Raw genomic sequence first — 19,594 nt, 5'->3', positions numbered from 1 at the left:
TACCGCCCTTTGGGCATCGAGACATGACATGGATGTTCGCCAGTTCGCCTACCTTGCGCGCCAGCCTTCTGCAGCCGTAAAAAACCGGTCCACCTTCCTGGGCTTGCCCAAGCGCGGGTTGGCGTTGGTATTGGCGAACGCCATGTTCTGGCAGCCGCTACTGGCTCAGGCGGACGGGATTGCAGTGAGCGGGCCGGGTACCACGCTCGGACAAGCGGGCAACGGCGTACCGATCGTGAATATTGCCGCGCCGAACGCGAATGGGCTGTCGCATAACCAATTCCACGACTACAACGTCGGTGCCAACGGGGTCATCCTCAACAATACCACCGACCGCACCCAGTCCACCCAGCTCGGCGGAATTATCGTCGGCAACCCAAATTTCCATGGCAGCGCCGCCAGCGTCATTCTCAATGAGGTGAATGGCGGTAGCCCCAGCCAACTGCGTGGCTACACCGAAGTGGCGGGGCAGTCGGCCCATGTGATCGTGGCCAACCCTTACGGCATCAGCTGCAACGGCTGCGGTTTTATCAACACTCCACAAGCCACACTCACCACGGGCAAGGCGGTCATCGAAAACGGCCAGATCAGCCGTTATCAAGTGGACAAGGGAAATGTGTCCATCGAAGGCACCGGCCTGAATGCCAGCAACGTCGACCAGTTCGAAATCATCACCCGCGCCACCACCATCAATGCACAAATCCAGGCGAAAAAACTCACCATCGTCGCGGGGCGCAACGATGTGGATGCGCGCACTTTGAACGCCACGGCGCGTGCAGCGGACGGCAGCAAGGCGCCGGACCTGGCGATTGACTCGTCGGCGTTGGGCGGCATGTACGTGGGGGCGGTGAAGCTGGTCGGGACCGAAGCAGGCGTCGGCGTAAAGCTGTCCGGGGACATGGTTGCCGGTGGCGATATCCAGATTGACGCTGCGGGTAACGTGGTCATGGGCCAAACCTCCGCCGGTACGGCAGTGGCGGTCAAAGCGGCCAGCGTAGAGACCAAAGGCGCGGTGTATGCCGGTACTGACTTGTCGGTGAACACCCAAGGTGCGCTGACCAATCAGCAAACCCTGGCGGCCAAGGACAGCATCACACTGGACGCCGCTGGGCGGTTGATCAACAACGGAATTATCGAAGCCGGTGTCAATGCCGATAACAGCCGCAATGCCCAAGGCGATGTGCGCTTAAAAGCTCAAAGCATCGACAACACTGGCAAGACGGTGATCGCCAGCCGTGACTTGACCATCAACACGGGCGAGCTGGCCAATCAGGGCGGCACCCTGAGTGCCCAACGGGCAGCCCAACTGAGCGCCACCCAACTCGATAACCAAAACCAAGGCCGCATTCTCAGCGCAGGCAACCTCAGAATCAACGCGGATCAACTGCTTAACAGCCAACGCGGATTGGTCACCAGCACCGGCAACCTGACGGCGGGTATCGGGCAATTGATCAACCGCAGCGGCGAGCTGTCGAGCCAGGCGCAGGTCACGCTGCAATTGGTAGCGTTGGATAACGTGGCAGGCCTGGTGTCGGCCGGGCAGTCGTTGAGCCTCAACGCATCAGGTTTGATCAATAACCAGGGCGGCCGAATTGCTGCGCGTCAGACAGTACAGATCAATAGTGGCGCCCTGGACAACAGCCAAAAAGGCTCGCTCACCAGCCAAGACTCACTGACGCTGAACCTCAACCAAGGGCACTGGGATAACCGCAACGGCCAGATCAACGCCAGCGGTCAATTGACCCTTGATAACCTCAATACGGTCGATAACCGCCAAGGGGAAATCTCCAGCACGCGGTCATTCCTCTTGGCCGCCAACCGCCTCGACAACGGCGCGGGTAAAGTGCTCAGCGACCAAGATCTGACCCTGCGTATCGCCGGCGCGATGAACAATGCGTTGGGCCTGGTTTCGGCGTCAAACCTCGACATCAACGCCGCCAACCTGAACAACCAGGGCGGCAAGCTCAGCGCACGTAATCGTCTGACGGCGAACACCGCAGGCCTGCTGGACAATCGCAGCGGCGAGCTTCTGGCTACCGACCTTGCGTCCACCACGGGTGAACTGAACAACGACCGCGGCCGCCTGCAAGGTGATCGCGCCCTGGTGCTCAACAGCGGTGTGGTGTCCAACCAGCGTGGGACATTGGCGGCAGGTGCAACCGCTACCCTCAATGCATCCCGACTGGACAACAGCGCAGGCACGCTCACCAGCGACGGCGCGTTGGTCGCGGCGATCGCCGGGCAATTGCTCAACCAGACCGGTCTGTTTGCCGCCAAAGGTGATGCACGCCTCAACCTGGGTCGCCTTGATAACCAACAAGGCACGCTTGTCGCCCATAACCTCACTGTGCAATCGAGTGGCCCGCTGAATAACCAGCGTGGCACCTTGCGCGGTGATGGCGCATTCAACTTGAACGCCGGCCAAGTGGATAACAGTGAGGGCGGCCGCATCAGCGCGGGCCAAATGCTGAATGCTGGCGTCAGTGGTCTTGATCAGCACAACGATGGTCGTTTCTTCGGCCAGGGGGATGTGCGCCTCAATCTTAATAACGGTCATTTGAATAACCAGGGTGGCACGATCAACGCCCCTGGCCAATTACTGCTGAGCAACCTCGCCAGCGTCGATAACCAGGGCGGCGAAATTTCCAGCACCCAGGCGTTCACCCTGGCCGCGGACACCCTGAATAACCACCACGCCAAGCTCCTCAGCGAGCAGGGTTTGACCGTGCGCATCGCCCACGCACTCGATAACACGCAAGGCTTGATCTCGGCTAAAACCCTGGATGTGCGCGCCGCCAGCCTGGCTAACCAAGGCGGCACGCTCAGCGCCGGCGATGGCTTGATCGCGCAGATCGACGGAGCATTGGATAACCGCACTGGCAAGCTGTTGGCGCGCACGGTATCGGTCAACAGTACGTCGCTGGATAACCGCGAGGGCCTGCTGCAAGGCGACGCGATGCTCTCGCTCAACAGCGTGGGCCTGATCGACAACCGCCAGGGCACGCTGTTCGCCGGGCAGGCGATGGACATCACCGCGACGCGCTTGGACAACAGTGGCGGGAAGCTGACCAGCGACGGTCGCCTTACCGCGTTGATCAGCGCGCACTTGCTGAACCAGGCCGGTCTGTTCAGTGCAACCGGCCCATTGCGGGTGAGCACGGCAAGCCTGGACAACAGCGCCAAAGGCAATATCCACAGTCAGGCGGGTGTAGATCTGGACCTGAACCACGGTCACCTGAATAACCAAGGCGGTTTGATTCATGCGCCGGGTGTACTGCTACTGAGCAATTTAAGCAGTGTCGATAACCAGGGCGGGGAAATTTCCAGTGCCCAGGCCCTGGCGTTTACCGCCGGCAGCCTCGACAACCGGGGCGGCAAGTTGCTCAGCGAGCAGGGGCTTGTGGTGCGCGTTGCCAACGCGCTGGACAACACCAAAGGCTTGGTCGCCGCCACGGGGTTGGACCTGCACGCAAACAGCCTGGTTAACGCCGAAGGCAAGCTCAAAGTCCGCGATGATCTGACGCTGTCCGTCGACACGGCCCTGGACAATCGCCACGGTGAAATCATCGGTGCTACCACCACCTTGAGCAGTATGAGCCTGGATAACAGCCAGGGGCTGTTGCAAGGGGACCGGTTACTTGACGTCACCACCCGTGGTATCGCGATCAACCGTGGCGGCCGTTTTGTCAGCGGTCAGCAGGCGGACCTGGCGATGGGTCAATTCGATAACCGTGGCGGCAGCGTAACGGCAGCCGGGCCGATGCGGGTAAGCGGCACGCAACTGGATAACCGCGAGGGTGGCTTGCTCAATGCACGCCAGTCGCTGGTGATGAAGGTTGATCGCCTGAACAACCAAGGCGGCGAAGTTTCCAGCCTCTCCGACCTGTCGTTCAACGGCAAGCAGTTCGACAACAGCCTCAAAGGACGCCTTCTGGCGAACGGCGCACTGAGTCTGGAACTCGACCAACTGAACAACCAGCAAGGCACCGTGCGCAGTGACAAGCGCCTGACCCTGCAAACCGCCACACTGAACAACGATGGCGGCCGCCTCAGCAGCGGCGCGGCGTTGAATCTGACCGCCAACGGCGTTCTGAGCAACCGCAACGGCGAACTGCTTAGCGCGATGGCGTTGACCGTGAGCAGCGCCAGTATCGACAACGGCGGCGGCAAAATGATCGGCGACGGCGCTGTGCGCATCACGACCGGTGCATTGAATAACCAAAGCGGCGGGCGCCTGACCAGTGCCGATCTCCTGGAGCTGACGGCAGGGCAGGTGGATAACCGTTTTGACGGCCATATCGCCAGTAACAAGGCACTGACCGCCAGCCTCACCGGCCTGGATCAGCGCAACGGTGGCCAGCTCTACAGCACCAGCGATTTAAGCCTGGACATGAACCTCGGCGCTCTCAATAACGCCGGTGGCCTGATCCACGCGCCGGGGCAATTGCTGTTGAAAAACCTCGCCTCCGTCGCCAACCAGCACGGCGAGATTTCCAGCGAGCGTAGCTTCGTCCTGGCCGCGCAACGTCTGGATAACAGCGACGGCCATGTGCTCAGCGATCAGGCGCTGACCCTCAAAGTCGACCAAGCGCTGATCAACCTCAAGGGCGTCATTGCTGCGGCAGGCCTGACTGCTCGAGCAGAACGGCTGGATAACACCAGCGGCGTATTCAGCAGTTCCAAAGACCTCGCGTTAACGTTGGGGGCCGACCTGCTTAACGACAACGGCGAAGTTTCCAGCAGCGGCGCCACAGTGGTCAACGCGATGACCCTGAACAACCGCAACGACGGTCATGTGATGGGCGACATCAGCCTCGACCTGACCACCACCGGCGCGCTGTCCAACCAAGGCGGCACCTTGGGCGCCGGCCAGCGTTTGAACGTGACCGCGGCCAGCCTGGATAACAGCCAGTCCGGCAGCCTGGCGACCGATGGCAGCCTGACGGTGAAGGTCGACGGCCTGCTTGATAACCAAGCCAAAGGCGCTGTGCTCGCCAAAGGCGTGATGGACATCCAGGCTGGGAGTGTGGACAACCGCACCGGTCGCCTGTCCGGACAGAACCTGCTGACGCTACGCAGCAATAGCTTGGACAACCGTGGCGGCGCGGTGCGCGCCAATCAGGGCCTGAACCTGCGCGTCGGCCAACTCGACAACCGCGAAGGCGTGCTTAACAGCAAGCAGGCGCTGGCACTTGCCGGCCAGTCTTTGAACAACCAGAACGGCCTGACCAGCGCGATTGGCCCGGTACGCCTGACCCTCGATACCGTCGAAAACGCCAAGGGGCGCATCGCCAGCCAGGATGATCTGGACGCCACGGTTGGTGTGCTGAATCAGCAGGGCGGTCAGTGGGTCGCCCAGGGCAATCTGAGCCTCAACGCTGACACGTTGGATAACCAAAACGGCGGCCTGCTCGCCGCGACAAAAGTGCTGAAACTCAAGGTCGGCAGCACCGACAACCGCAGCGGGGAAATCTCCAGCCAGCAGAACATCGAGTTCAGCGGCACGCGTCTGAATAACAGCGGCGGCAAGTTGTTGGCCGGTACTGGGCTGGAATTGGCGATGGCCGAGGTGATCAATCAGGCCAAAGGTTTGATCTTTGCCCAGGACGCTCGGCTTACCGGCACTGCTGTAGATAACACCGATGGCACTGTTGGTGCTCAGCGTGCTTTGGCACTTCAACTGAAGGCAGGCCTGGACAACACAGGCGGCAAGCTCACCAGCGAAGGCTCGATGGAGCTGGCAGGCCAGCGCATCGACAACACCCGCGGCAAGATTTCCAGCGCAGGACCGCTGACCCTTGCGAGCGCAGCGGCGCTAATCAACCAAGGTGGCACCGTCGAAAGCGGCCAAAACCTCACAGTGACCAGTACCAGCCTGGAGAACACTAACGGCCTGCTCAAAAGCCAAGGTCTGGCAACGGTCAACACCGGACTGTTCACCAACGGCATCGACGGCCGCGTGATCAGCGCCGACAAGCTCGACCTCAGCGCCACCCAGCTCAACAACAGCGGGCATATCGGCAGCGTCGGCGCCATGAATGCCAGCCTCACCGGCCTGACGCAATGGGGCGGCGCCGAACTGGTCAGCACCACGCAACTCAACCTTGACCTGCACAACGGTGAACTGGTCAACGCAGGGGTGATCAACGCACCACTGCTGACACTCGACAACCTCGCCACTATCAACAACCAGCACGGCGAAATCTCCAGCCAAAACGCCTTCACCTTGGTCGCAAAAAACCTGGATAACAGCAACGGCAAACTGATCAGCAACCAGGCACTGACCCTGCGCGTCGACCAACTGCTGGCCAACCTCAAAGGCCATATCAACGCCGCCAGCCTCGATGCCCGCAGCACTCGCCTGGACAACACCGAAGGCCTGCTCAGTGGGCGTGGCGATGTCACCCTCAGCGCCAGCGAATTGATCGATAACCAACGCGGCAGCGTGATCGCCGACGGTGCCTTGTTGCTGACCAGCGCAGCGCTAGACAACCGCAATGGCGAGATCGCGGGCAAGGCGCTTGCGACGATCAACGCCAGCAAACTCGACAACCAGAACGGCAAACTGATCAGCACCGACGCCCTCAACCTGAGCGGCGCAAATCTCGATAACCGCAACGGTCTGGTAGGCGCCACAAAAGCGCTGAAACTCGACGTGGCGACTGTCGACAACCGCACCGGTGAACTGACCAGCAACGCCGACGTCAGCGTCATCGGCCAACAACTCAACAACAGCGACAAGGGCATGGTGTTCGCAGGCGGTACGTTGAACCTCGCCGTTGATCAACTCATCAACCGCACCCTCGGCGAACTCAACGGCCAACGCTTGATCCTGACCGGCACATCGCTGGATAACAACGGCGGCAAGCTGCTCAGCCAAGAGTCGCTGAAGCTGGACCTCGCAGGCGACTTCGATAACAGCCAGGGCGTGCTTGGCAGCGAAGATGCATTGGCCGTCAAAGCCCGCAGCCTGAACAACAGCAAGGGCAGCCTGTCCAGCGCCAATGGTTTGAGCGTCGCCGTCACCGACAGCCTTAACAACAGCGAAGGCAAATTGGTCACCGACGGCGGCCTGACACTGCAAAGCGCCAATCTTGGCAACAGGCAAGGCATCATCAGCGGCAAAGGCCCTGTCGCCATCACCACGGGCGAGCTGAACAACCAAACCGGCCGTCTCAACAGCGGCGACACCCTGGCCCTGACCACCGCACAGTTGAACAATGGCGGCAGCATCGGCAGCGCGAAGGCGCTGACCGCCAGCGTCACGGGTTTGGATCAGCAGGGCGGCAAGCTGTTCAGCAACGCGGGTTTGAGTCTGGACTTGAACAACGGCCAACTGAACAACAGAGGCGGATTGATCAACGCTATTGGCCCGCTGGCGCTCAACAACCTCAACAGTGTCAATAATCAGGACGGTGAAATCTCCAGCGCCCAAGCCTTCACCTTGGCCGCGCAAAGTCTGGATAACAGCAACGGCAAGCTGCTGAGTAACCAGGCCCTGACCCTGCGCGTCAATCAAGCCCTGGCGAACTTGAAAGGCCTGATCGGCGCCGCCAGCCTCGACGCTCACGCAGGCTCCGTCGACAACCGTGGCGGCACGCTCAATAGCCGCAGCGACTTGCAACTGACCAGCGATGGCCTGCTGAACAACCAGGACCAAGGCTTGATCAGTGCCAAGCAATCCCTGAACCTCAACGCTGCCAGCCTCCACACGGGCAACGGCGGTGAAGTCTCGGCCAAAGGCGTGTTGACCGCAAACCTCAACGCTTTGGCGCTGGCGGGCGGTCGTGTCGTGGGCGAGCAGGGGATGACTCTGGACCTCAACAACAGCGACTTGGACAACCGCAACGGCCTGCTGCTGACTAACGGCCCGCTGACCCTGAAAAACCTGCGTGACCTGAATAACCAAGGCGGCGAAATCTCCAGCCAGCAAAGCTTCGCCCTGACGGCGCGCAACCTGGACAACAGCGCCGGCAAGCTGATCAGCAGCCAAGTGCTGACCGTCAACGCGTCCACGATGAACAACACCGCAAGAGGCCTGCTGTCCGGCTGGCAAGGTCTGAACGTCAGGGGTGACAACCTCGACAACCGTGACAACGGCACGCTCTCCAGCCGTAGCGGTGCAATTGATGTGCGCCTGAGCGGCGCGTTGCAGAACAACAACGAAGGCGCGCTGGTTAGCCAAGGCCGTTTGGGCGTCAGTGCCGCCAGCCTGGATAACAGTGGCAAAGGCGTACTGTCCAGTGGCGACGGGCAAACGCTCACCGTGGCCGGTGCGTTGACCAACGTCGATGGCGGTTTGATCGAAAGCGGCACCACGCTGGATCTGCAGGCGGCAACGCTGACCAACCAAAGCACGATCAACGCCCAGCAAGCGATGACCGTCACCGGCACCGACCTGAACAACAACGGCGGCACATTGGCCACCAACGGCCGCCTGACCCTCAACCTGCTCGGCACCCTCAACAACAGCGGCGGCAGCATTGCCAGTTCCGGCCCATTGCTGCTGCAACGGGCGATGCAGGTCAACAACGACGCCAAGGGCAAAATCATCAGCCAAAGTCTGTTGACGCTGTTCAGCGGTGGCCTGAACAACAGTGGCAGCGGCACCCTCGCTGGTAAAGACCGCGTAGCGATCACCAGCACCGGTATCGTGCAGAACAACAGCGACGGTCTGATCTACAGTCAGGACGCCGATGTGCAGTTGACCGCGGTGGCATTGAACAACGCCAAAGGCAAGGTGCAGGGCCAGACCGGCCTGGGCCTGAACATCAGCGGCGACCTCAATAACCAAGGCGGCACGCTCCAGGCCCATAGCCTTAACCTGAATGCCAACCGCCTCGACAACCAGAGTGGCTTCATCGCTGCGCAGACCGGCGATGCAGTGGTCAACGCCAACTACTTCGCCAATGCCAATGGCGGGGTGTATGCCACCGGCTTGATGCGAGTCAGTGGTGTGCAACTGGACAACAGCACCGGGCAAATTGCAGGTCGTGCGGTTGAGCTGAGCGCCAGTGGTGCGCTGATCAACCGCAGCGGCGTGATTGAAAGCGACAATACCCTAAGCGTGACGGGCGGCAGCGTCGACAACCAAGGCGGGCAACTGCGCGCGCTAGGCCGCAGCGGCAAAACCAACTTCCAGCTCGGCGGTGCATTCGATAACCGTAATGGTCGACTGGAAACCTCCAACGCTGACCTGACCCTGAATGCCGGTGGCTTCCTGAACCAGGGCGGTAGCCTGCTGCACGGCGGCACCGGCACTTTTGATATCGCCACCGCCAACCTGATCAATGCAGGCGGCAACCTGGTGACCCGTGGCGGCCTGACCCTGGCAGCAGACAGCTGGACCAACAGCAGCGTGATCCAGGCCGGGCGCCTGACGGTCAACGTCAATACCCTGAACCAGACCGCCAGCGGCCAGTTACTCGCTTCCGACAGCCTGACGGGCAACGGCGGCAACTGGAACAACGATGGCCTGATCGCCAGTGACGGCACGGCCAATCTGACGCTGGCCGGCAGCTACGGCGGTAACGGGCGCTATAGCAGCCTGGGCAACCTGGGCCTGAGCGCCGCGCAGATAACCGTGAATGAAACTGCCAGCGTGGCAGGCGGTGGCGCTTCCCAACTGACCACCGGGAGCCAACTGCTCAACCGTGGGCGTTTGACCTCCAGCGGCGATCTGCGCATCAACGCCGGCAGTATTGTTAACACCGGCACGTTGGGGGCTTCACAGAACCTGGTGCTGACGGCCCAGAGCCTGCTCAACGATCATGCTGCAAGCGGTATCGGCGCACGCGGATTCCTGTTCAGCGGCCAGGACTCGACCTTCAACCTGGGCAGCCTGACCAACAACTATTCGGACATCTACAGCCTGGGCAACCTCACGGTAGCGGGAGTAGCCGGTGGAACCCAGGCGCAGAGCGTGCGTAACGTTTCGGCCAGCATCGAGAGCATGGGCGACCTCAGAATCGCGGCCAATGACGTGGTCAACGAGCGCGAGAAATTCAAGCTCAACCAGCAACTGACGTCCGTGGGCGTGGGCATTCGGTGCACCCAGCATTGCAGCGGCGGTTGGAGTGACCGACGCCCTGCGGTGACCTTGAGCCGTACCGTGTCGAGTGTGCTTGAACTCGACTCGCCTTCGGCCACCCTCAGCGCCGGGCGCAACATGGTGGTAACCGGGCAGAACTTCACCAACCGCTACAGCGTGGTGTCGGCCGCCAATGACCTATCGATTACTGGCGAAAACATCCTCAACCAGGCAGCTACCGGTGGTTCCGGTTCCCAGAGCCAGGAATACAGCGGCATTACCAAAATCTCCAAAGGCCAGTACAACCAGATGGTCGCCGCGGTGCAGGCCTATAACCGCGCGCACCCGCAGGGCTCGCCAGTAGATGAGGCGGCGTTTGCGGCCTTGATGGCGCGCTTTAGTCCGTCGCTGTTTCCCGGCATCAACCAACCCATCGCCGTACAAGGCGGCACCCAAGTGGTGGCCCCGGCGATTATTCAGGCCGGTGGCAACGCTGCGCTCACCGCCAGTAAAAGCATCAACAACATCAACGTGATCAAGACCGCGCTGGCGGTGGGTGGGCGTTCGCTGGACACCGGCGTAGGCGCCAATAAAACCCAGGTGGTGGTGCTCAATGCACAGTTGCCACCCGACCTTGCCCAACAGCAGGTCAACCCCCTGACCCTGCCAGGCTTCGGTTTGCCCAGCGGGCAGAACGGGTTGTTTCGTTTAAGTGGCCAAAGCGGCACCACGGGGCAGACGGGCACTGTTAATCAGAATTGGACGCTGGGCAGCGCCAGTCTTGATCCGAGCCAGCGCCAGCAAGCGCTGCCATCCACCCATGGACGCGTGATTCAAGTCGGCGAGGCGGCGCAAGTCGCCACCAGCACGCGGCAGGTCGCCGTGGCTGCCCGTGAAGCGGGTTTGCTTAATGCGGTCGCCAGTGCCATCGATACCGGCGGTGTAGGAAGCGCCGATGTGCAAACCCGGCTACCGGGACGCACCAACGGTGCCGACATCACCCGCGTTGACGGCATTGACGCGCGCGATCCCGCGGGTGTTTCCCAGCCTGCGGTCGATGGTTCGCGGCCGGGCATCGACCTGCCTGCCGTCACGCCAGGCGATAGGGTTGTGCATACGTCGCCAGACGGGACGCTCCCTGATCTGAGTGTGCCGGGCCTGTCGACCATTGCGCGCAGTACCGACGTTACGGCGATCGCTGCGCCGGAGACCCAACTGCCGGGCCTTACCCCGGCTGCCCAGGACGTACTCGCTGGCGGTCACGTACAACCACCAGCCGTCAGCCAGCCCACGGCATTGGCCGGCCAAACCATCAGCCGCGTCCAGGGCCTGCCGGACAGTCGTGCCGTCTCGCAGCCGCACAAGTACCTGATCGAAACCAACCCGGTACTCACCGACCTCAAGCAATTCATGAGCTCGGACTACCTGCTGCAAGGCCTGGGCTACAACCCAGACGAAAGCTGGAAGCGCCTGGGCGATGGCCTGTACGAACAACGTTTGGTTCAGCAGGCGGTGCAAGCGCGCACCGGCCAACGTTTTATCGACGGCCAGACCACCGACGAAAAACTGTTCAAGTACTTGATGGACAACGCCATCAGCAGCAAGCAGCAACTGAACCTGTCGATGGGCGTCAGCCTCACCTCGCAACAGGTCGCGGCCCTGACGCATGACATCGTGTGGCTGGAAGAGCACGAAGTGAACGGTGAAAAAGTCCTGGTGCCGGTGCTGTACCTGGCCCAGGCCAATAACCGTCTTGCCCCCACCGGAGCCTTGATCGCCGGTAACGACCTGAACCTGATCGCCGGTGAAAACCTGGTCAACTCCGGCATTTTGCGCGCCACCAACAACCTGTCGGCCAAAGCCGCCAATGATGTGACCAACAGCGGGCTGATCGAAGCAGGCAACCGCCTGGACCTGCTGGCGGGCAACAACATCGTCAACAAAGCCGGAGGCATCATCAAAGGGCGCGATGTGACGCTGACCGCCATTAATGGCGATGTGATCAACGAGCGCAGCGTGACCGGTTGGGATGACAAAGGGGCAAGGTATTCGCAGCATCGCGATTATGTGGATAGCGCTGCGCGGGTTGAGGCGGCGAATGATCTGAGTATCAAGGCGGGGCGAGACGTCTCAAACCAGGGCGCAGTGTTGCAGAGCGGGCGCGACACCACTATCCAGGCCGGGCGCGACCTAAGCTTTGGATCGGCCGAGCAGGTCACCGGCTACACCGGAGGTCGCATCAGCAACAGTACGGTGACCCAGCACGGTTCTTCTGTGACCGTGGGTCGCGACCTTAAGGCGGTGGCTGGTCGGGATTTGACGGCCATTGCCAGCCAGATTGAGGCCAAGCGTGATGTGGCTATGTCGGCTACTGGGGATCTAAGCCTGATTTCTGCGGCGGATGAGCAACACTCAGCGTACAACTCGAAGAAGCTCAAGACTCGGGAAGACCATGTCAGTCAGGTGTCGACGACGGTAAAAGCCGGAAGGGATGTGTCGTTGAGTGCTGGGCAGGACTTGGCCGTTACGGCTAGTCGGGTTTCTGCGGGGGACGAAGCGTATCTGTTTGCCGGTAATGACTTGAGTCTCAACACCGCCGAGGACAGCGATTACTCCTATTACTCCAAAACCAAAAAAGGATCGTGGGGTAAAAAGAGTACAAAAATGAGTGAGAGTGAAAGCGATGTTGCTATCAGCTCATCCATTGATGCGGGCAAGAAGGTTGTTGTTTCGGCAGCTCAGGATATCAATCTTGAGGGGGCGAAAATCAACAGTGGTGGCGAGCTGCTGGCTTCCGCTGGGCACGACATCAATCTTGAGGCTGCGCAAAACTATTCCAGCCAAGCCAGCGCTTCCTCCAAGAAAGGGATGTTTTCGAGTAAGTCTCGTAGCCAGTCGAGTAGTCAAACAACGCTCAACAGTACTGAGCTGGTTGCCGAGTCAATCAAACTACAAGCGGATCACGATATTTCCCTAGAGGCAGCGGCTTTGCGGGCAGAGGGCGCCATAAAGCTCAACGCTGGCAATGACGTTGAAATCGGCACGGCGCAGGTGCAGCAAACCTCTAGCCAATCAAAGCAGTCCAGCAAAGTCGGGCTGTCGCTGACTGTTGGTATGTCGGCGACTCAGAAAGGCCAGCAGGCCCAGCAAAGTGCCTCGCAAAGTATCGGCAGTGACATCAGCGCTGATAGCTTGCAGATCACCAGCGGTCGCGATACCACCGTGCGCGGAAGTACGTTGGTCACGGACCGCGATCTGCGGATCGACACGGGGCGCAATCTTGAAGTGGTCAGTGCTGAAAACAGTGAAAGCGCCAGCTCCAAGGCCAATAGCAAAAAGGTCGGAGAGGTAGGTTCCTGGTGGCAAAGTGCGACGGGTGTCGTCAAGACCAAGAAAACCGAGCAGAGCGACACCACGCGTCAAACGGGTAGCCAGATCGCCTCGCTGGGGGGTGACGTCGGCCTGTCAGCGGGCGAGCAATACACCCAAATTGCCAGCCAGGTTGTTGCGCCTAAAGGCGATATCGATATCAAAGCCAAGCACGTGGACATCGTGGCCGGCTTCGACACCCTCAAAGCCAGCAATACGGCGAGTACCAGCCGCACAGCAATTGGCGGGACGGTCAGCGTTCCAATGGTTGACGCGTTGCGAAGCCTCCAAGGAACAGCTGAGTCGGCCCAACAAACCAGCGACGGCCGCATGCTTGCGCTGTCTGCCGTGAATGCCGCCATGAGTGCCAATGCGGCCATCGAAGGTGGCCAGGCGTTGATGAACCAAAACCTCACTGGGGTGAAGATCAGCGTCAACTTGAGCGACAGCCGCAGCCACAGTGCGAGTGAGCAAAGTGGTCGCAATGTGGTCGGCAGCAGCGTGGTTGCAGGGGGGGACGTCAACATCACTGCCAAGGGAGCTGGCGCTGATAGCAATCTAAATGTGGTGGGCAGTCGGATTGACGCAGGAGGCGACGCCAACCTTAAGGCTGACGGCAAAATCAATCTGCTCGCTGCACAAAATACGGCACATCAGGAGAGCACCAATAACAACAGCGGTTGGAGTGCTGGAATTGGTTTCAGCTTTGGTGGGCAGCAAAACGGGTTCACATTGGACCTGGCGGCCAATAAAGGCCGGGGTATGTCCGATGGTGATGACGTCACTCAGACCAACACGACCGTTAAGGCTGGACAGACGGTGCGCCTTGACAGCGCTGGGGATACCAACCTCAAGGGTGCGGTCGTTACCGGTCAGCAGGTTCAGGCCAAAGTGGGCGGCGATCTCAATATCGAGAGCCTGCAAGACACCAGCACCTATCGCTCGGAACAGCTGAGTGCAAACGTCGGGGTCAGCATTTGCATACCGCCGTTCTGCATGGGCATGAGCAGTGTCAGTGGTGGCATTGGCCAGCAAAAAATGCACAGCGACTATGCCAGTGTCAGTGACCAATCGGGCATCAAGGCGCGCGACGGTGGCTTCCAGATTGAGGTTAAGGGTAATACCGACCTCAAGGGCGCAATTATCGCCAGCACTGATAAGGCAGTCGCTGATGGTAAGAACACGCTCACAACGGGCACGTTAACCACTTCGGACATCAAGAATAAAGCCGATTACGACGCTACCAGTATCAATCTGAGCGGTGGCTACAGTGCTGGCGGGAAGGTTGGCAGGGATGCAAACGGCAACGTTGATGCCACCAAGACCGGTACGCCAGTGGCTGATAAAGGCGGATTTGGCGTCAACGCGCCTGTTGCGCTGTATGCCGGTGACAGCTCCAGCAGTAAAACCTTAAGCGGTATCAGCGGCGCAGCAGTGACGGTGACTGACAGCGCCAAGCAGCAGGCGTTGACCGGCCAGACGGCCGACCAAGCTGTGGCTGCAATCAATACTGATGTGTCCAGTGATCGAGATGGCAGCAACAAGCTAAAGCCAATTTTCGACGCGAAGGAGATTCAGGTCGGTTTCGAGATTACCGGCAAGTTCGTTCAGAACGTAGCTGCGTATCTGGAGACCCGCGCCCGCGAGGCGGATACGCTGCGTAGCGACGCTGAAAAGGAATACGCCAAATCCCGCGACCCTGAAGTCGACCCTAACGTACAAGCGGTTCATCGACAGAAATACTTGGACCTGAATAAACAAGCCAATGCCGTTGCTGCTGATTGGGGAGCAGGCGGCACCTACCGACAAATCGCCACCGCATTGGTCGCGGGTGCAAGCGGTAACGTAACCGGTGGTGGTGCGCAGTTTGCGCAGAATATGGTCGTTAACTACGTCCAGCAGCAGGGCTCGGACTACATCGGCAAACTGGTCATCAAGGGGATGAAAGAAGGCAGCCCTGAGCACGCCAGCTTGCATGCCATTCTCGGCTGTGCCGGTGCTGCTGCCAGCAGCCAGAGTTGCTCAGCGGGTGCGCTGGGTGGTTCGGCCAGTAGTTTGCTCGCAGGCCTTTTTAACGAAACCAGCCCTAATGAAACGAGCGAGGAGCGAGAGGCCAAGCGCAACATCATCGCGTCGATGGTGACCGGCATTGCTGCAATGAGCAACCCGAACGGTGCGGCGACGGCTACTAACGCCGCGGTTGCGAACGTCGACAACAATTGGCTGGCGACCCAGCAAATAGTTCAAATGGTCAAGGAGGTCGCAGAGGCGGAAACGTTCGCTGAAAAAATGAAGGTGACGGGCAAGTGGTTATCCATTTCTGGTAGTCAAGATATGACTTCAGCCAGCGCGCTCTTCAATAGTTTCAAAGACAGTATGGCCGGCGCAGGCATAGATACTCTGAACGGTGCAGTGGGAGTGTTGCGCGATCCAGTTGCAAGCATTGACGCTATGAACGCGTTCATATTGTCAGTCGAGGGGGAGAAGCTCTTCGGTAAGGCTGCCGCTGGCTTCAAGTCGCAAATCAGTCAGCTTCGCGATGCGCTGGTTGTCGGTGGTGATGAAAACGCCGAGAAGCTTGGTAAGCAAATGGGCGAGGCGGTGGCGTTGTATGCCCAAGTCATTGCTACCGGCGGAACAGTGGGAGCTGCTCAGGGTGCGTCAACACTTTCTAAAGCTGGCGTCGAGGTCTCTATCAATGGCTTTAAAGAGATTGCTGCCGCCACCAAGGCTGCGGGAGGTGTTGAGGGTAAGCTGGCCAAGTTTGAACGTGTTGGGCCAAATCCTGATGTGCCACATCCGATTGATGTGCCCAATCACGTGCCGGTGGGTGGCCCCCAATACGTTAAAAGCGCCACGATTCAGGCCAATACTACAGTCGAGCTCAGTGAGAGCGTAACGCTGAAGAGTGGGAAAGTGATCCCCAAGGGCAGTATTGTCACGGTCAGTGACGATACGATGAAGGTTGTGTACGCTGATGGAACGAGTGAGCTTGCTTCTTATTCTAAGGTTAGTACGGCACCATTGGGCTTACCTAATGCCAGTCAAATTGAAAAGGCGGCCACTCAAGCTCGACAAGATTTATTAGATGAAATTAACAAGATATCTTCAAAAACACAGGCAAGTAAACAAGCAACGATGGTGGGTGCATATGACCCTGTCACGGGCAAGACGGCGATAGGAAGTAGCAATGGCGCCATAGCGGCCGATATGTTGCATCCGAACACAGTAAAATATATTGAGGATAAGTTGGGTGTGAAGATCGGAGAGTTTACCGACTTTTGCAAAAACAAGGCGGGTGCCTGTGCAGAAGTATCGGCTGCGGATTCTCTTGTCAGGCAAGGAGTTGATCCCTCGGGGATAAAGTTTACTGACGCGGTCCGTCCACGTGATGTGTGGGGAAAGGACCGTATTCCTGACGCAGCGATAATTCCGACCTGTACAAACTGCAGCGTAACCTGGCCACGAGGAGATCTCTAATGAGTTTATTGAATGCAGAGTGGCGGCCTGGGTTTGGAACGATAGTCACGTGGTTCGCAATAGATAAGGCGGGTAAGATCGCAGTGATGGTAAATAACTGCTACGGAGAATTGCCAAGGATATTGTTGAGCACAGAAAATGTGGAAGCTTTACTTGATAAAATGTCTGAGTTTATGTGGGACGAGTCTTCTGAGTTTTTGAGCGATACGCCGAATAAACAGGGAGAACTCAAGGTCGACTTGTATTCTGCTTGGCGGTATGGGCACCTCCAATCAAAAGACAGTGTGGTTGAGCACCTTGAGTTTGATTTGGCAGAGTCAGCGTCTTACGCTGAGGCTAATCTGTCCGTCAATAAAGGCTTTTTTGTATATCATGGTGTTGAAGGCGATAACGAAGGCGCGGACTATCCAGTTGGCTATAGTGGGAAGTCTGGGATGGGGGATTATTTCAGGTATCTAGTGCCTACTAAATTTGCTAATGTCAATGATATTCCAGAAGCTTTGCATTGTGTGCTAGTGAAGTCTGATAGTTTTGATTTTGCAAACGATCAGTTGCTCAGGAACGATGAGGTAGAACGTCATTTTTATCAAATGTTTTCTAGTTGGACAAACGAAAAAAGGGGGCAGATTTGAATGGCACTTACTTAACCTTCTTTGGGTGCCCGTTTTTCCTGACTTCGTCCCTTGCTGAGTGGCGTGTTTTCATCGGCATGGGGTAAGGTTTGGGTCTTCGTTTTATGGCGCGTGGCTCGATCCTGCCTCATCCAGGACGGCCGTTTCTTGGGCTTTTTCAACTCAACCAAATGATCTTCCTCTCCCAAAAATTTCCCCAGTTGAAAGTCGGTGCTGCACCGTCGAGCACCGTATTGCTCGAACACCCCGTCCACGCCTCGTCGTTGCAGTTCGCACAGTGTCCAGTCCTGAAATAGGTTTACACCTATTTCAGGACTGGACAGCCCCAGTGCACCTAACAGCTTGCAAATGACTGTTAATCATTGGGTCGATTCGAGTCCAGGTCGTGGAGGCAGATAGCGACATAAAAAAGAGCCGTACAAATAAACCCTCAAACGATGCCATGCACACCTATGTTGCAATATTGCCCTTTGAAATACAGCAATGGCCGCGTCGCAACAGCTTCTTTGGATAAATCCAGCGCTTTCACTTCACCAATCACGATCAGGTGATCACCCGCGACGTGCTCGGCGTGGATTTCACAATCCAGCCAATGCAGGCTGCCGGCAATGACCGGATTACCCAGCGGCGATTCCTGCCATTCGATGCCGTGCCATTTATCCGTGCCTCGACGGGCGAACTGGTTGGAAATCCTGACCTGCTCAACTGACAGGATATTCACCGCGAATCGACCTGCCTGGCGAATCTTGGGATAGCTGGCCGAGTTGGACATGACGCTGAATGACACCAGCGGCGGGCTCATCGACACGCTATAGAATGACTGGCAAGTAAAGCCAATCGGCTCATCATCCACATGGGATGTAATCACTGTGATACCGGATGCGTAGTGCCCGAGCGCTTCGCGAAAGCACAATGGCTCGATAGCGGTATTGGAGAGTGACATAGTGAATCCTGAATAGTGGGTGCTGTATGAAAGCGCGAAGGCCCGAAGTGGCGTGGCATTTTAAAATCTGCCATGCGCTCTTTCTGGCCTTCGCCCGGCACTAGTTCGAGAGCTCTCTTCGAACGATTTCTGCACCTGCACTCAGTGCATTCAGCTTGCCTCTGGCTACCTGGCGAGGCAGCGGGGCCATGCCACAGTTGGTGCAAGGGTAGAGCTTGTCGGCGTCCACAAATTGCAGCGCTTTGCGGAGGGTGTTGGCGACTTCCTCGGGCGTTTCAATGGCGTGGTTGGCCACATCAATGGCCCCTACCATGACTTTTTTGCCGCGAATGAGTTCGATCAAATCCATGGGGACATGAGAGTTGTGGCATTCCAGCGAGATGATATCGACGCTGGATTTTTGCAGCTTTGGAAAGGCTTCTTCGTACTGTCGCCACTCTGAACCCAGCGTCTTCTTCCAATCGGTATTGGCCTTGATGCCATAGCCATAGCAAATATGCACAGCCGTTTCACATTTGAGGCCTTCAATGGCCCTTTCCAGGGTGGCCACGCCCCAATCATTCACCTCGTCAAAGAAAACATTAAAGGCCGGCTCGTCAAACTGGATAATGTCGACACCCGCCGCCTCCAGTTCCCTGGCTTCCTGATTGAGAATCTTGGCAAATTCCCACGCCAGCTTTTCGCGACTTTTATAGTGGTTGTCATACAGCGTGTCGATCATCGTCATGGGGCCTGGCAGCGCCCACTTTATCGGCTGCCTGGTTTGTTGGCGCAAGAACTTGGCGTCCTCAACAAACACAGGCTTTTGGCGAGACACTGCGCCCACGACCGTGGGGACGCTTGCATCATAGCGATCACGAATCCGGACGGTTTCACGTTTCTCAAAGTCAACGCCGTCCAGGTGTTCAATGAAAGTCGTGACGAAGTGTTGGCGTGTTTGTTCGCCATCGCTGACGATGTCAATGCCGGCGTGTTGTTGTTCTTGCAACGACAAACGCAAAGCATCGTGTTTGCCTTCAACCAGTGCCTCGTCTTGCAGTTTCCAGGGTGACCAAAGCGTTTCAGGTTGTGCAAGCCAAACAGGTTTAGGCAAGCTGCCAGCAGTTGAAGTGGGTAGTAATTTTTTCACGATGGGTGACC

General features: G+C 58.4%; 4 protein-coding genes and 1 pseudogene. 2 read left to right on the top strand and 3 right to left on the bottom strand.

All coding sequences use genetic code 11. From position 1 onward, the window contains the following. The first annotated feature begins 28 nt into the window (after nt 1–28). Together EJ576_RS20460 and EJ576_RS20455 are read left to right on the top strand one after the other, a co-directional pair. Nucleotides 29–16,879: a hemagglutinin repeat-containing protein gene (locus tag EJ576_RS20460; protein WP_126570970.1), complete on the top strand. Its 16,851-nt coding sequence runs from the start codon at nt 29–31 to the stop codon at nt 16,877–16,879. Further along, the gene (locus tag EJ576_RS20455; RefSeq protein ID WP_122725797.1) at nt 16,879–17,511 is read left to right on the top strand and encodes a hypothetical protein; all 633 of its coding nucleotides are present in this window, start codon (nt 16,879–16,881) and stop codon (nt 17,509–17,511) included. Before EJ576_RS20460 ends, EJ576_RS20455 begins: the two co-directional genes overlap by 1 nt. Nucleotides 17,512–17,639: 128 nt before the next feature. Here EJ576_RS20455 and EJ576_RS20450 read toward each other — a convergent pair. From EJ576_RS20450 to EJ576_RS20440, 3 genes and pseudogenes are all read right to left on the bottom strand, one after another. Beyond that, nucleotides 17,640–17,789 (bottom strand): annotated as a pseudogene (locus EJ576_RS20450) (IS4 family transposase); the annotation flags it as partial. A 152-nt stretch (nt 17,790–17,941) separates the two neighbouring features. Next, nucleotides 17,942–18,454 (bottom strand): flavin reductase family protein, encoded by a 513-nt coding sequence (locus EJ576_RS20445; RefSeq protein WP_028617215.1) that lies wholly within the window; start codon nt 18,452–18,454, stop codon nt 17,942–17,944. Nucleotides 18,455–18,554: 100 nt separating this feature from the next. Beyond that, nucleotides 18,555–19,583, bottom strand: coding sequence for a methionine synthase (locus EJ576_RS20440; RefSeq protein WP_178083561.1), 1,029 nt, complete (start codon nt 19,581–19,583; stop codon nt 18,555–18,557). Between the last annotated feature and the right edge of the window lie 11 nt (nt 19,584–19,594).

Origin of the sequence: Pseudomonas sp. C 49-2, from assembly GCF_003970195.1 — a bacterium.
Lineage (GTDB): Bacteria > Pseudomonadota > Gammaproteobacteria > Pseudomonadales > Pseudomonadaceae > Aquipseudomonas > Aquipseudomonas canadensis.
The sequence above is the reverse complement of the archived record's forward strand: the minus strand, read 5'-3'. Positions and strand labels throughout refer to the sequence as shown.

Bases quoted from the DNA above. Each gene is read 5' to 3' on its own strand.
- EJ576_RS20455 (WP_122725797.1), top strand. From the start codon at position 16,879: ATGAGTTTATTGAATGCAGAGTGGCGGCCTGGGTTTGGAACGATAGTC.
- EJ576_RS20445 (WP_028617215.1), bottom strand. From the start codon at position 18,454: ATGTCACTCTCCAATACCGCTATCGAGCCATTGTGCTTTCGCGAAGCG.
- EJ576_RS20460 (WP_126570970.1), top strand. From the start codon at position 29: ATGGATGTTCGCCAGTTCGCCTACCTTGCGCGCCAGCCTTCTGCAGCC.